The sequence below is a fragment of the Planktosalinus sp. genome, assembly GCF_059864935.1.
In genome coordinates, this window is the sequence record NZ_JCBCCK010000201.1 from 1 (window position 1) to 14,796 (window position 14,796).

Genomic DNA, 14,796 nt, shown 5'->3' on the forward strand with positions numbered 1-14,796 from the left:
CCGCTTCCTGAGACGCTACCTCGATTTATTTACCGAAATGACCAAAGCCTTTCAACAATACAGTACCGATGTAAAATCCGGTGATTTTCCCAATGAAGAGGAGCAGTATTAAAAAGCATTAGTGAAAATCCGCTGAATCCGTGTCATCCGTGTTCTATCTAGTCCACTACCTTTTGAAATAGCACGCTGATGACGCTGATAAGACAGATAAACACTGATTTTTCTGAAATCCAATAAAACTTGAAAACACTTTCCAATAAAAACAACCTCCAAATTCTTTTTGAAGACAACCATTTGATTGTGGTCAACAAACGCGCAGGTGATTTGGTGCAGGGTGATAAAACCGGTGATATGCCGCTGGGAGAAGTCGTCAAGCAATACATCGCTGAAAAATACAACAAACCCGGAGCTGTTTACCTCGGAGTTGTGCACCGTCTGGACCGACCTACAACCGGTATTGTTGTTTTTGCAAAAACCTCCAAAGCACTGGAGCGTCTCAACAAAATGTTTAAAGAACGCGAAACCCAAAAAACCTATTGGGCCGTGGTGAAGAACCCTCCACCCCAAGAACGGAAGATTCTCACCCATTTCCTGAAAAGAAACCCCAAGCAAAACAAATCCTATGCTTATGAAAAAGAAGTTCCGGAAAGCAAAAAAGCCATTCTAGAATATCAAGTCTTGAAAAAACTCAACAACTACTACTTACTCGAAATCGACCTACATACCGGTCGCCACCACCAGATAAGAAGTCAATTGGCCAGCATTGGTTGCCCGATAAAAGGAGACTTAAAATACGGCTTTGACCGCAGCAATCCTGACGGCAGTATTCACCTTCACGCCAGAAAACTGGTACTGATACACCCTGTAAAAAAAGAAGAAATAACATTTGTGGCACCACCGCCCGATGAAGTTATTTGGAATGCCTGTCTGTAGGGCTTTTCACAGTCAATAACTCATTCCAGCGTGTGGTGTAGCGGTTGCTGCGTTCCTGATAGCGCAGTTCCCATTCCTTTTTCCTCGTTCCGCATTGGGCCGAAAACAAGGTAGATTTTCCATATCGGAAATTCAAATTATCAAAAGTCTTTAACAACTGTTCGGTATTCTTCTTTGGCTGGTGAAATAAATTTCCCTGTACATATTCTTTAGGAATGATTCCCAAGAGGTTCACCCCCACTTTTTTATACCGATAACCGGATTTAAAAACGGTTTTTAATCCCTTGTTTGCAGCACCTATAAGTTCAAAAGTATCATCGGTTGCAACCGGAAGGGTCACCACACAACCGTTTGAATATTGCAAATCCTTGTCATTAAATCTGTTGGTTTGCAAAAACACCTGAACAAAGTTGGCACAGGATTTTTGATGGCGCAACACTTCGGCAACTTCAGAAATATAATAGGCACAAGCCTCTTCTATCAATGTGTAGTCCTCAATGGGTTTTCCAAATGATTTTGCAGTGCCAATGGCTTTTTTATCCGACGGGATTTCTTGAATGCTAAGACAGGGTTTTCCGCGAAGTTCGTTCCAGATTCGCAATCCCACAACAGTCATATGCTTTCGCACCCAAGCGGGTGAAAGTTCTGTAAAATCCAGCGCCGTATAAACGTCAATGGCTTCAAGGCGTCTGGCGTGTTTTCTGCCAATGCCCCATACATCCCCTATTTTAGTCCATTTCAAAGCTTTGATTCGCTTTTCTTCAGAGTCGATGACATAGACATTTTGCAGTTCCTTGTGGAATTTTTTGGCAATGCGATTGGCCACTTTTGCGAGCACTTTTGTGGGTGCGATTCCCACGCCCACAGGAAGTCCGGTTTCCTTAAAAATCGTGTCTTTCACAAAATGTCCGTAAGTCAAGTGCTCAATGTTCTTCATATTGGAAAAATCAACAAAAGACTCATCGATGCTATACACTTCTACCAAGGGCGAAAAACGCTTTAAAATACGCATAACGCGTTGTGACATTTCACCGTAGAGCGTATAATTTGACGAAAAGGAAGTAACCCCGTGTTTTTTAAGTTCTTTTTTGATTTTAAATACAGGCTCAAACATGGGAATTTGCGTAAGGGTTTTGGCTTCCCTGTTGGCTGCAATTATACAGCCGTCGTTATTGCTCAGAACCACAACGGGCTTTCCCCACAAGTCAGGCCGAAACACCTGTTCGCAAGAAGCATAAAAACTGTTGCAGTCAACCAGTGCTATCATCGGGTTTTGTGAATAATATAGGTGATTACACCCCACAACTGAAAAGACTCCACGTGGTCTTCCCCGAGTTGTAAAACTGTAAATTCTCCCTCAATAACGACCAATATAAAATCATTTTTGCGGGGGTACAACGACCGGTCAACCACCAGCACATCGTCATGAGCAATTGAAAATTCTTCAAAGCCGTTTCCGTCAACTCTGATGAAAAAAGTGGCATCCTGATTTAAAACCAACTCATTGTGCAAATCGATGGTGGGTTCAGCATAATGTGTGGCCGCACTGGGGAACCCGGTTTGCCCGGAAACCCCCGGCCTGTGAAGGCTCCTTGCCTTTTTAAGATTTCCGAAAGAGAGTGTTTGCATAGTCTTTAAAATTAGAAAACTTCTCTGCAAAGCACAACTCAATTGGAAAGATTAACAATGGTTGTTTGTGTTAAATTTTTTACTTCAGTAAAAACGAAATTGAGGTTCCCGCCGGCTTTTGAACCAAAATATTGGCAGCCATTTCAGTAAGCTGAAAGATGCGTGCATAGCCTCCGGTGGTTTGCGCATCACGCATCAGAACTATAATTTTTCCTGAAGGGGTGAGCTGCACAGTTCCCGGCTGAACAGGTGAAGTAATGATTTCTTCTACTGAAAAATTGGTTTGACTGTCTAACAAACAAGCCATACGGTTGCTTTGTGGGTTTATTTTGAATGCGCTTTTTAAAAGCTTTTTCTGCGTTTCCATAGAAAGCAAATTAAACTCAGGACCTTTTAAAACTTCTATTTCGGTTATTTCATAACTTTTAAAATCAAATGGAGTGACGGGGCTTCCAATTTTGCCTTTCGGGTTTGTTTTAATTTCAATTGTGCTTCCTTTTTCAATTTTGAGTTGCGGGGAAATCATTGGGTAAAAACTTGAACTGCCCAGCACTTTTGGAATTTTGAATCCGTCGCTGACTGCAAGGTAGCCCCGCACTGAAATGGGTGTTGCCCCTATTTTCAATAGGTCTCCGGCCTGAAGTTGTAGTTTTTGGTTTAGTGGAGCAGGTTTTCCATTAAGTAAAAGCGGAAATCCGTTTCCGGCTACAGCCAGTTCAACGTCATTGAGAATTTCAAGTGACGGACCAATAAGCGTAAACTCAATAACTGTTTCTCCCGGTGGATTGCCCACCAGTTGATTTGCAAACACAGCCAGATTTTGATCCATAACCCCACTGAGCGGAACGCCCAGATTTCTGTAGCCAAATCTTCCCCAGTCCTGAAAAGTTGTTTGAAATCCGGTGGAAAGTACTTTAAACATTGGTTGTTTCGGTTTTGAGTATATAGTTTCCTTGTTTATCCAAAGCTTCAATTTCCTCAAATTCAGTTTTAGAAATGGAAAAAAACCGGATTGAATCCCCGGCCTGAATCAGGTTGGGTTTGCTATTAGCCACATCAAAAAAAATCAACGGACTTCTACCAATGATATTCCAACCTCCGGGCGAATCCATGGTGTAAATCCCGGTTTGGTTGCCTGCTATTCCCACGGAACCTACACTAACCAAGGCTTTTGGGGTTTGCTTTCTTTTAACGGCAAGTGCAGGGTCAAGTCCGCCGAGATAGGGGAATCCGGGTAAAAAACCCAGAAAATATACCGGATAGGTATTAGCAGTGTGGCGCTTGATGATTTCGTCAACAGGCATTTTGAGTTGTTGTGACATTACGGGTAAGTCCACACCAAACTTCAATTCATAACACACCGGGATGTGAATGGTTCTCTTTTCTTTCTGAACGTTTTCCGTCTTTGTAATACCTGAATTAATGGCGGTAATAAAGGCATCCCTATTGGCTTCCTTTTTTAGGTAAACAGCCAACGAGCAATAAGCAGGTACGGTTTCAACAATTTGGGCCTTAAATGTTTTATCGATATACTTTTGAAAATTCATCACCTCAAGGTGTGTGGTTTGCGAAATTTCTTGATTCCATTCCAGCAAAACGGCGTGTTGACCAAAGGGTTTTATTTTTGGGAAAACATTCATTGAAGTTCAATTTGATATTTTTCCAAATTCTGATGTAGAAAGTTTAAAATCTTAACTGAATTTGCGTGATCGCCGTGGATGCAATAAGTTTCGGCTTGCAATGGAATTTGATTTCCGTTAATCGTTGTCACCTTGTTTTCGGCAACTATTTCAATTAGTTGGTTGAGGCATTTTTCGGGAGTATCCAGTATGGCCCCAGGTAAATTTCGGGAGACTAATAACCCACTTTCAGCATAACTTCGGTCAATAAAAGCCTCGCATTTTAACGGTAGGATTCCTTTCGCTTTAGCGTAAAACACAGAGTTCCACGGAAGGTAAACCTTTGTTTTTGAAGTCACTTTGAGTATGGATTCTATGACCAAACCGGCTGTTTTTTCATCAATGGCTGCAAGATTGTACAAAGCCCCGTGCAGTTTGATGTGATTGACCTCTGTTTGCTCCTCGCCACAGATCCTGAAAAAATGTTTTATCTGTTGAACCAGACTTTGCTGCAATTCGATTTCAGTTATTTCAATTGCTTTTCTTCCGAAGTTTTCGGTATCGGGGAAAGACGGGTGAGCGCCCACTTTTACATTATATCTATTAGCAAGACGAATCGCTTTCCGCATCGAATCATCATCGCCAAAATGCCCGCCACAGGCAATACTGCAGGAAGAAATCAAAGGCATGATTTTGACGTCAAAAGGAAAACCTTCTCCCAGGTCGGCATTGATATTGATTGAATAGCTCATATTAAAAAATATTCCATTGAAAAACCCGGTCCAGGCTTCTGATGCTTAAAATCAAGGTGGTCAACACGATTAAAATTCCCAAAATGTTTTGAACTGTTGAATTTTTATAGTTGCCCAGCAATTCTTTTTTATTCATCACCCAAAGTAAAAACCCGGCAACCACGGGCAGTAAAATCCCATTGGCCACTTGTGCAAATTTGATGATTTCTATGGGCTTGAACCCCAAAGAGGATATAAAAATACCCAAAATGAGAATAGCCATCCACACCATTCTGAATTTTGTGGATTTCAATCCGCCTTGCCAGTTGAAACATTCCTTGGAAACATAAGCCGCTGCCAAAGGTGCTGTTATGGCCGAACTGATTCCGGCAGCAAACAGTCCGATACTAAGAAAATAAGTGGCAAATTCGCCATAAAGCGGTTGCAATCCCAAAGCGAGGTCGGCTGCGTTGTTGACACTTGCCCCCTGAATGGCGGCTCCGCAAACGATGATTCCCATAGAAACAATCCCGCCCAAGATAATTGCCACATAACTATCGATTTGAGCAGTTCTCAATTGACTGACTGAGTTCCATTTTTCCCTGACAAGGGCAGCGTGCAAAAAGAGGTTGTAAGGCACAACGGTGGTTCCCACCAGCGCAATGATAGTCAACAGCCCCTCTTCGGGAATTTTGGGTATAAAAATACTTTTCAGTAGTTGAGCGACATCCGGTCTTGTGAGTATGGCTGTTATGAGGAATGACAAACTCATCAAAATCACCAGACTGATTAAAGCGCGTTCGATAAGTTTATACTTTCCGCTGTAAAGCAATAGGAAAGCGATGATTCCGATAAGGATACTTAAATAATTTACTTCCAGATTTAGGAAAGAAAAGGTGGTTTTGTCAAAAAATGTTTCCAGCCCAAGCACACCACCACTGATGTTGCCGGCTTCATAAGCGCCGTTTCCGATAACAATGGCACTTAGGATTAAAACAATTCCAATAATTTTGAGTGCCGGAATTTTGATTTGATTTTTTACGGTTTCGGCCAGCCCCTTGCCGTGAACAAGCCCCAACCTGACCGTCATTTCCTGTAAGACGAGCGTAGCAATAATGGAAAGCCCCATCGCCCAGAGTAATGTGAAGCCAAACTCCACCCCTGCCAGTGTACAAACGGTTACCGTTCCCGGCCCGATAAAAGCGGCTGCAATCAGAGGCCCGGGGCCAATTTTATTGAGAAACTTCATCATTGTGTTGTAAGAGCGCATAAATGGCAAAACTTCCCAGCCAGTGCCCACCTTCATAGCTGTCATCTACCAGATTGGGCAACGAAAAGTTCATATGCTCATTGGCCACATTTTTTAAATGGGCATACTCTTCAAACTGATTGGCAAGTGCATACAAACTCCAGGCCCTGCTGAAGTTCAGCCCATCAAGATGCACCAACTTTCCGTCTTCACGGTCACTGACTTTACCAACTTCCAGCCTGTAATTTTTGTCCTTGAGTTGTGGCATAAATTGGTCAAGCCAGTTTAAAAACTCATTTTTATCCAATACCCTTCTCATAATGTTGATTTCTTCAAAGCAGGGTGAAAGAAAATCAAACCCACTGGGTTCCCAGTCTATGGGGCAGTTTTCATCATTCAAATAGTAATCAATTGCCCGGTTTTTAATCAGGTCCCGCAATTCATTTTCGCCGGTTGCAACGGCATAATCATAAGCAAAGGTGAGTCCGAAAGCTGTGTTTGTATGTTCCCCTACTCTGATGGGATAGATCAATTTTGGCAAAAACTCTTTGTAACGCTCTACGAATAAATCGGCTAAGGGTTGGATGTTTTCTTCCAGTTCTCTTGCAAGGGGGTCGTTCCAGGTGTGGAGCTCTTCAGCGAGTTTTAAAAACCAGTTCCAGCCATAAGTGCGTTCAAAAGAAGCATTGACGCTACGGCTGAAAAAAGCAGTTTCAATTTCCATATTCTCTTTGGTGAGTGTGGATTTTAAAATCTCTTTTACGCGAGCTGCTTCTTCAAGTTCCGGAAAATTTTTGACCAAAGTAATCATCGACCAATACCCATGAACGGCGCTGTGCCAGTCAAAACAACCGTAAAAGACTGGAAAGTTTTCAATGGGAGCTTTAACATCCTCACGGGTTTCAAGAACGGTTCCGTGCTTATAGGGAAATTCCTGATTGTAGCATTTTAAAGGCAGTTCGAGCAGGTTTGATGCTTCTTTCAGGCCAAATTGTGGGGCTGCTACTTCAGTTGCAACTGTATCTTTTTCATCCGGTGTTTTGTCATTTTTCGCGCAAGCGAAAGCAAGAAAGAGTAAAAATGTGGCTGTGATTTTATTTGTCATGGACTTGATTATTTATTTGCTTATTTTAGCTAAAGCTAAGCAAAAGAAAGAAAACTAAAAAACTGATTTTTTTGAAACAAATTCCTGAATTACTCAAATCACAACAACAATTTTTCCAGTCAGGAAAAACAAAGGAACTTGTTTATAGAAAACAGGTGTTGAAAAAACTACTTCAGGCAATAGAGAAGAAAGAAGATAAAATATGCGATGCTCTTTATGCTGATTTTAAAAAGCCCAGATTTGAAAGTATCGCTACCGAAACAGCACTTGTAATCAAAGAACTGAAAACGGCCATCAAGAACCTAAAAAAGTGGTCAAAACCGGAAAGGGTACCGGCATCGTTATTGAATTTTCCCTCGAGGGACTATATTTATTCACAACCTTATGGTTCTGTTTTGATTATTTCACCTTGGAATTATCCGTTCCAGTTGGTTGTGTCACCACTTATCGGGGCTATAGCAGCAGGAAATACTGTGGTTTTAAAACCCAGTGAACACACTCCAAATACTAATGTTGTTTTAGAAGAAATCATTAAGAAGGTATTTAAGTCAGAGTATGTTGAAATCATCACCGGAGATAAAGAAGTTGCCAAAGAATTGCTTTATCATAAATGGGATTATGTGTTTTTTACGGGAAGTGTTCAAGTGGGGAGAATTGTTGCCAGGGCCATTGCTGAACACCTTACCCCTTCTACCCTTGAATTGGGTGGAAAAAACCCAACCATAGTCGATGAAACCGCTAAAGTAAAACTGGCAGCCAGACGCATTGCCTTTGGAAAATTTATTAATGCCGGGCAGACATGTATTGCTCCGGATTATGTTTTGGTACACGAAAAAATTAAAGACGCTTTTATTCAGGCTTTAAAATTGGAAATCCAAAAGTTTTATGGGGCAGTACCAAAGGTCTCAAAAGATTTTGCAAGGATTATAAACCGTGAGCGTTTTGAAAGACTTCTCACTTTGATTGACAGTGAGAAAGTGATTTTTGGGGGTGAAAGTGATGTGGATGAACTCTACATTTCACCAACGGTGGTCTTGAATCCGTCGTTGAGTAGTGAGATTATGCAGGATGAAATATTTGGACCTGTATTGCCTATTTTGGTCTATCAAACCGAAAGTGATATTGAGGTTGTTTTAAAGCGGTTTCCCAACCCTTTAGCTATTTATATTTTTAGCGAAAACAATGCCTTCTCAAAAAAAATAATCCAAAAATATTCTTTTGGAGGGGGAACCATCAATGATACTTTGGTGCATTTTGTAAACAACAAACTGCCCTTTGGCGGCGTGGGGAACAGCGGAATGGGTGCTTACCACGGTAAATTTTCATTTGACACCTTTTCACATAAAAAGTCCATCACCAAAAGGGCAACCTGGCTTGACCTGCCTTTGAGGTATGCTCCTTATAAAGATAAAATCAAGTGGTTGAAAAAATTGATGTAAATTATTTTGCCGCTTTTTTCTTCACCAAAGAGTACAAGTCTTTTCTTCTGTCCTTTAAAATTCTTACGCTTCCAAAGTTGTGAAGTTCTTTGAGCAAGTCCAAATCAACATCGGCAATTAATGTGCTTTCGGTATTTGGTGTTGCTTCAGCTTTAATTCCATTCACCGGAAAAGCAAAGTCTGATGGAGTAAAAACAGCACTTTGAGCATACTGAATGTCCATATTATTCACACGAGGAAGGTTTCCGACATTTCCGGCAATGGCGACATAGCACTCATTTTCAATGGCTCGGGCTTTGGCGCAGTTTCTCACACGTTCATAACCGTTTTGTGTATCTGTCATAAAAGGAACAAAGAGCATTTGCATTCCTTCATCTGCCAGAAGTCTTGATATTTCGGGAAACTCAACATCATAACAGATCAGTACACCAATTTTCCCACAGTCGGTATCAATGGTTTTTATTTTGTTACCCCCTTTGATTCCCCAGGCCGATTCTTCTGCTGGAGTGATGTGCAGTTTTTCATATTGCTCATAGCTGCCATCTCTCCGGCATACGTAACCAATGTTGTACAAATGCTCACCATCACTGTATGGCATACTTCCGGTAATGATATTGATGTTGTATGAAATGGCAAACTCTCTAAATTTTTCTAATAATGGCTCAGTGTATTCAGAAAGTTTTCTAATGGCTTCAGATTCTTTGAGGTGATTAAAATCGGCCATTAACGGTGCGTTGAAAAATTCGGGAAACAAAACAAAATCGCTTTGGTAATCTGAAATGGCATCCACAAAAAATTCAATTTGATTGACAACGGCGTCAAAGTTTTTGAACAGACGCATTTGCCATTGCACTAAACCAAGCCTCACCACTCTTTTATCGTGGGTTAAAACTTTGTCAGATTTGGTGTAGTAAATGTTGTTCCACTCCATCAATACAGCATAGTCCATAGATTCTTTATCACCGTCGAGATAGCCTTTGAGCACTTTTCTTACGTGAAATTCATTGGCAAGCTGAAAAAGCAACACCGGGTCGTCAACTTCTTTTCTTTTTACTTTTTCAATGTATTGCTTTGGAGTGAGTTCATCTGCATATAAATTGTAATTCGGAATTCTTCCACCAAAAATAATGGAACGCAAATTCAACTGTTCACAAAGTTCCTTTCGGGATTCGTATAGTCTTCTTCCCAACCTTAAACCTCTAAATTCAGGATGAATAAAAACATCAATGCCATACAATACATCACCATCGTTTGTATGTGTATTAAATGTGAAATTTCCGGTTATTTGAGCGTATGAATGGTCATCATCATATTTTGAGGAGTCAACAATTATGCTCAGTGCACAGCCGGCTATTCTTCCATCAATTTCTATGCACAACTGACCTTCTGGGAATTTTTTAAGCAGACTTTTAATTTCTTTTTCAGTCCAGTATTCTTCGGGCATTTGGTGGTAAGAATCAATCATCGATTTTTTTAATTCGATGTAATCTGAAACCACAAGGTTTCGTAATTCTATTTTTGGGGCTTGATCAAGCATTTCCATTTGATGGGATATGGTTTTTTTATAAATATAAACTAAAAACTGAGTGTTAAAATTATTTAATACCAATTTAACGCTTACCCATACCAGCCTTCACGGTCAAGACTACGGTATTGAATGGCTTCAGAAATATGGGTTCCGGTGATCAATTCACTACCTTCAAGATCGGCTATGGTGCGTGAAACTTTTAATATCCTGTCATAAGCCCGAGCGGAGAGGTTGAGGCGTTCCATAGCTGTTTTGAGAATAGCTAGTGAAGCTTCATCAAGCTTGCAAAACTCCCTGATTTGTTTCACTCCCATTTGGGCGTTGTAATGAATGTTTTCAAGGTCTTTAAACCGTTGTGTTTGAATTTCCCGGGCATTGGTGACCCGTTTTCTGATTACTACACTACTTTCACCTTTTCGTTCTTCACTTAATTTTTCAAAAGGAACAGGGTTGACTTCAATATGAATGTCAATTCTGTCCAACAAAGGACCGGAAATTTTACTCAGGTAGCGTTGCATTTCGGCAGGTGATGAAACCACCGGTGCATCGGGGTCGTTAAAATAACCACCCGGGCTAGGATTCATACTTGCCACCAGCATAAAACTACTGGGATAAGTTACTGTAAATTTTGCCCTTGAAATGGTGACTTCCCTGTCTTCCAAAGGCTGGCGCATCACTTCGAGTACGCTACGTTTAAACTCGGGCAATTCGTCGAGAAAAAGGACTCCATTGTGCGACAGTGAAATCTCACCGGGTTGCGGGTAGGCACCTCCTCCCACAAGGGCCACATCACTAATGGTGTGGTGCGGACTTCTAAATGGACGTTGTGACATAATTCCGGTTTGTTCTTTTGTGCGCCCGGCAACACTGTGAATTTTAGTGGTTTCAAGCGCTTCATCAAGTGTCATAGGAGGCAAAATAGACGGCAGCCTTTTAGCCAGCATGGTTTTCCCTGAACCTGGTGGGCCGATGAGAATGATGTTATGGCCACCTGCTGCTGCAATTTCCATACTTCGCTTAATCGATTCCTGCCCTTTTACGTCAGAAAAGTCAAACTCAGGGTGGTTTAAATGTTCATAAAATTCGGCTTTAATATCGACTACTGTTTTATTGAGGGGGATGCCTTTATCAAAAAAATCGATAACCTCAGAAATTGAATCAACACCATAAACATCAAGCCCTTCAACAATGGCGGCTTCCTTGGCATTTTGATTGGGCAGTATAAAGCCTTTAAAACCTTCCTTTTTAGCATTAAATGCAATGGGTAAAGCAGCTCTGATAGGTTGTAAGTTTCCGTCAAGTGACAGCTCCCCCATAATAATGTAATCTTCTGGATTGTGTTGGGGTTTTATTTGTTCGGTGGCGATTAATATTCCAAGTGCAAGGGGTAAATCATAAGCTGAGCCTTCTTTTCTTAAATCAGCCGGAGCCATATTGAGTATGATTTTAAAACCCGGAATTTTATAGCCATTGTTTTGAAGGGCTGCAGCAATCCTGTGATTGCTTTCGCGAATAGCATTGTCGGGTAAACCAACCAAGTGGTACCCTACTCCTTTACCAGCTACATTGACCTCAATTGTGATGGATGTTGCGTCAACACCTAGAAAAGCACTTCCAAAAACTTTTGCAAGCATAATCGTTGTTTTTCTTAATGAAACATTATAACGAAGAGGTTTAAACAAAAAACCTCCTCATTTTTCAATGGGGAGGTTTAAATTTAATAAAAAAAGTTGAGTTTATCTTTTTATGAATTTATAAACTTTAGATGCGTTGTCTATGGTTACTCTAATAAAGTATGTTCCTTGCTTTAACCCACTTATGTCCAGTTTGGCATTGTTTGAATTTACCTGTTGGATTCCCATTGACTGCCCAAGGACATTCATGATTTCAACATTTGAAATGGTGGTCATCGCCTGAACGTTCAATTCGTTGTTAGCCGGATTTGGGAAAATTGCTGCCTCAACGATGTTATTTGAAGGAGATCCTAAAGTAACATCAATATTTTCAAGGCCTGAAATGATAACAGAAACGACTTGTTCCCCTCCATTTAATGTTCCTTTATGCGTAACCCTGATGGTGTGGTCTCCAATTGGATTGTCAATTTCCACTTTTTCAACATTATCCCTGTAATTGTCGCCTTTGGAGGCAGGAGTATTAAAAGTTAAATGATCCAGTATCCAGGGCATATGTACAGTATTATTATCATCAATGATTCTCAAATCCAAATCGTTGATTAGCATTGGGGTGTCATCATCTTCTACCTGACCGGGAACAGGAGTTCCTTGCTTGTCTGTCCAAGTGATGGAAGCTACAAGTCTTTCTCCTGGAATAGCCGTTCCTGTAATTTCATATCTTTGCCCTTGTTCAAGTGTAAGTTCCATTATATGAGAAGTAATTCCGTTATCAGAAATTACCTGAGCAGCCCTTTCAGTATTCATAAGTCCCCAGCCAAAACGATAATCCGGACCGGGAGAGGGACCAGCCTCGTCTGCTGTATGAAGAATCAGCCCTCTTAATGTGGAAGCCAACATAAATTCCTGATTTAAATCGTTGTAATGCTGCTGTAGCAAAATTGCTCCTCCTGCTACACTGGGGGCTGCCATTGATGTACCTGAAAAGTTAGCATAACTGGCATTTGAAGTACTGGTTGATGAGAACGTATTTACGCCCTTTGCTGCAATATCCGGCTTGATTCTTCCGTCATCTGTAGGTCCCCAGCTACTGAAAGGTGACATACTTACACTATTGGAATTAACATAGTTTAATACTTGCCAAGTAGCTGCAACAACCAAAGTGTTTTTTGAAACACTCTGGTTGGTTAATAAATCAAAGCCTCCATCACCTTGATTGGCATGTGGTTCATTTCTATCATTACCAGCTGCCCAAACAGATAAATAATATGGATAATTAAAATGGATTTGATCCCAGGTACCTGATGTAGATGTATATTTTCCCAACATCCAAGCCGGAAGTGGAGTTCCTGTAGATGAGTTATAAGCAGGCACACCATAAGAGTGGTTTGAAACCAACATGCCGTAAGTGTTGATTGCGCTGAGAACTTCTGCCGTATCATTACCTACATTGAAAGCGTGATTTAGGGTTTCTGCTGCCGGAGCCATTCCTTTAGCATCTCCATTTTGAAATGCTGCTGAACCGATAACTGTTCCGGCAACATGAGTGTGGTGTGAACCTAATGTAGTAGCACCATCTATTTGCGTTGCCCGATTTTCAAGAAGTTGGTGCGTTTCACGCACTTTATTTCCATCCCATATACCTACTAACATGTTTTCGCCATTAAGGTCAAGACCGGCAGAACCACCGGTGTGAACTCTGTTTGCCCTAATTGTTATTCCTGCAGTTCTGTTCAGGGTTTCAAGATAAATAGGTTGACCGTCTAAAACATCGATTAGAAAACCAACGCCCCCATTCTCAAATTCATAAGATTCCGGCCAGCCATTGATGGCTGCCATTTTTAATGCTTCTGTTCGTTTTTGTTCAAAATCTTCCTGAACTTTAGCTTGATGTTCAGCCAGTTTATCTAAGTCGTAATTTGATTTGATTTGTTCGCGTTGTTGCGGGGTTTGTGCATTTGTTTGAAACGCAAAAACAACCATGAACAACAACAGAAGGGAATGCTTTAATAAATTCATTATTTGTAGATTAAGTGAATAACAATTTTTTTGCTAAATTAATAAAATTAAATTGTTGTGGAAGTTTTTAAAGAAATTAATCAAGCTTTATTCTTTAGTTATAATATATTTTACAAAACATACGTATAAATACGTATTGAAAAGCGAATTAAAATTTAATACATTTGACTTGTGAATTAGTAAAAAAGGCTATGCCTGTTTTTAATTGAATTATTATGGGGATGATAATTTAGTTTTTTTATGGCATAGATATCTACAAAACTATTTTACTAAGCTTAGCAAAGCGTAACAGAGTTTTCTGTTACGCTTTTTTTATTGTTGTAAAAAACGCTCTTTTCCACATTTTAAAAATTCACCGAATGCCCTTTTTTCAGGCAAATAACCCACGGGTTGATTGAGTACTTTTCCGTCAGGAGTTACAAGCACATAATAGGGTTGTGAGTTTCTGTTAAAATGAATCGCCTGAAAATCAGCCCATTTGTTTCCAATATTTCTCATTTGCCTTTCGCTTAAAGCTGAAGTGTAAGCTACATCAAGCGGTGTGCGTTCATCCACATACAGTGAAATCAAAACATAGTCGTTGTTTATAATATTGTAAATTTCAGGGTCACTCCACACCTGGTCTTCCATTCTCCTGCAGTTGACACAACCATGACCGGTGAAGTCTAACAATATTGGCTTGTTCACCAATTTTGCATAAGCAACTCCCTCCTCAAAATCTTTAATACAATTTAAATTTAACGGGCATTTCCCGGGGAAAATATAACTGTGTCCGGCAGGTGGTGCCAAACCGCTTAAAAGATTGGGGGTTATAAATCCGTTTGATTGGTCGCTTACTTTGAAGCCCATCGCCATATAAATTACCAGACTTAACATTGCTACTGATAAAACACCTCTTGTAAGTGTAATTTTT

13 protein-coding genes and 1 pseudogene are annotated in these 14,796 nt (G+C 40.5%); 3 read left to right on the plus strand and 11 right to left on the minus strand.

What is annotated here, in order from left to right:
* Positions 1-112, plus strand: a pseudogene (locus AC6F75_RS07220) (3-methyl-2-oxobutanoate hydroxymethyltransferase); the annotation flags it as partial.
* A 128-nt stretch (positions 113-240) separates the two neighbouring features.
* Entirely contained in the window at positions 241-933 is a 693-nt protein-coding gene (locus AC6F75_RS07225; protein WP_500714299.1) for a pseudouridine synthase, read from the plus strand.
* Here AC6F75_RS07225 and AC6F75_RS07230 read toward each other — a convergent pair.
* The 7 genes from AC6F75_RS07230 to AC6F75_RS07260 form a co-directional block, all read right to left on the minus strand.
* Positions 911-2,200 carry a Y-family DNA polymerase gene (locus tag AC6F75_RS07230; protein ID WP_500714302.1) on the minus strand — a complete coding sequence of 430 codons (1,290 nt, stop codon included), beginning with the start codon at positions 2,198-2,200 and terminating at the stop codon, positions 911-913. The genes AC6F75_RS07225 and AC6F75_RS07230 overlap by 23 nt on opposite strands.
* Positions 2,197-2,562 carry a S24 family peptidase gene (locus AC6F75_RS07235; protein WP_500714303.1) on the minus strand — a complete coding sequence of 122 codons (366 nt, stop codon included), beginning with the start codon at positions 2,560-2,562 and terminating at the stop codon, positions 2,197-2,199. The genes AC6F75_RS07230 and AC6F75_RS07235 overlap by 4 nt, the downstream gene beginning before the upstream one ends.
* A gap of 79 nt (positions 2,563-2,641) precedes the next feature.
* Complete coding sequence (locus tag AC6F75_RS07240) at positions 2,642-3,484, minus strand: 5-oxoprolinase subunit C family protein (protein ID WP_500714305.1); 843 nt, start codon at positions 3,482-3,484, stop codon at positions 2,642-2,644.
* A complete protein-coding gene (gene pxpB, locus AC6F75_RS07245; protein WP_500714307.1) occupies positions 3,477-4,202 on the minus strand; it encodes a 5-oxoprolinase subunit PxpB in 726 nt (241 codons plus the stop codon). Before pxpB ends, AC6F75_RS07240 begins: the two co-directional genes overlap by 8 nt.
* On the minus strand, positions 4,199-4,933 hold the full coding sequence (locus AC6F75_RS07250) for a LamB/YcsF family protein (protein ID WP_500714308.1): 735 nt from the start codon (positions 4,931-4,933) through the stop codon (positions 4,199-4,201). Before AC6F75_RS07250 ends, pxpB begins: the two co-directional genes overlap by 4 nt.
* A gap of 1 nt (position 4,934) precedes the next feature.
* Positions 4,935-6,164, minus strand: coding sequence for an Nramp family divalent metal transporter (locus AC6F75_RS07255; RefSeq protein WP_500714315.1), 1,230 nt, complete (start codon positions 6,162-6,164; stop codon positions 4,935-4,937).
* Complete coding sequence (locus AC6F75_RS07260; protein ID WP_500714309.1) at positions 6,145-7,266, minus strand: DUF2891 family protein; 1,122 nt, start codon at positions 7,264-7,266, stop codon at positions 6,145-6,147. Before AC6F75_RS07260 ends, AC6F75_RS07255 begins: the two co-directional genes overlap by 20 nt.
* A gap of 80 nt (positions 7,267-7,346) precedes the next feature.
* On the opposite strand from AC6F75_RS07260, the gene AC6F75_RS07265 reads away from it, so the two are divergent.
* Complete coding sequence (locus AC6F75_RS07265) at positions 7,347-8,705, plus strand: aldehyde dehydrogenase family protein (RefSeq protein ID WP_500714316.1); 1,359 nt, start codon at positions 7,347-7,349, stop codon at positions 8,703-8,705.
* A 1-nt stretch (position 8,706) separates the two neighbouring features.
* Here the strand turns inward: AC6F75_RS07265 and AC6F75_RS07270 are convergent, their stop codons facing one another.
* From AC6F75_RS07270 to AC6F75_RS07285, 4 genes are all read right to left on the minus strand, one after another.
* Entirely contained in the window at positions 8,707-10,242 is a 1,536-nt protein-coding gene (locus AC6F75_RS07270) for a GNAT family N-acetyltransferase (protein ID WP_500714310.1), read from the minus strand.
* Positions 10,243-10,322: 80 nt separating this feature from the next.
* Positions 10,323-11,867, minus strand: coding sequence for a YifB family Mg chelatase-like AAA ATPase (locus AC6F75_RS07275; protein WP_500714312.1), 1,545 nt, complete (start codon positions 11,865-11,867; stop codon positions 10,323-10,325).
* 102 nt (positions 11,868-11,969) lie between these two features.
* Positions 11,970-13,883, minus strand: a complete 1,914-nt coding sequence (locus AC6F75_RS07280) for a S8 family serine peptidase (protein ID WP_500714313.1) — start codon at positions 13,881-13,883, stop codon at positions 11,970-11,972.
* 312 nt (positions 13,884-14,195) lie between these two features.
* Positions 14,196-14,796 (minus strand): thioredoxin fold domain-containing protein (locus tag AC6F75_RS07285; protein WP_500714314.1); only part of this gene is annotated, 601 nt, incomplete at its 5' end.

Excerpts from the sequence above, each read along its gene's own strand:
- AC6F75_RS07230 (WP_500714302.1), bottom strand. The coding sequence starts at position 2,200 with ATGATAGCACTGGTTGACTGCAACAGTTTTTATGCTTCTTGCGAACAG.
- AC6F75_RS07235 (WP_500714303.1), bottom strand. The coding sequence starts at position 2,562 with ATGCAAACACTCTCTTTCGGAAATCTTAAAAAGGCAAGGAGCCTTCAC.
- AC6F75_RS07240 (WP_500714305.1), bottom strand. The coding sequence starts at position 3,484 with ATGTTTAAAGTACTTTCCACCGGATTTCAAACAACTTTTCAGGACTGG.
- pxpB (WP_500714307.1), bottom strand. The coding sequence starts at position 4,202 with ATGAATGTTTTCCCAAAAATAAAACCCTTTGGTCAACACGCCGTTTTG.
- AC6F75_RS07250 (WP_500714308.1), bottom strand. The coding sequence starts at position 4,933 with ATGAGCTATTCAATCAATATCAATGCCGACCTGGGAGAAGGTTTTCCT.
- AC6F75_RS07255 (WP_500714315.1), bottom strand. The coding sequence starts at position 6,164 with ATGATGAAGTTTCTCAATAAAATTGGCCCCGGGCCTCTGATTGCAGCC.
- AC6F75_RS07260 (WP_500714309.1), bottom strand. The coding sequence starts at position 7,266 with ATGACAAATAAAATCACAGCCACATTTTTACTCTTTCTTGCTTTCGCT.
- AC6F75_RS07270 (WP_500714310.1), bottom strand. The coding sequence starts at position 10,242 with ATGCTTGATCAAGCCCCAAAAATAGAATTACGAAACCTTGTGGTTTCA.
- AC6F75_RS07275 (WP_500714312.1), bottom strand. The coding sequence starts at position 11,867 with ATGCTTGCAAAAGTTTTTGGAAGTGCTTTTCTAGGTGTTGACGCAACA.
- AC6F75_RS07280 (WP_500714313.1), bottom strand. The coding sequence starts at position 13,883 with ATGAATTTATTAAAGCATTCCCTTCTGTTGTTGTTCATGGTTGTTTTT.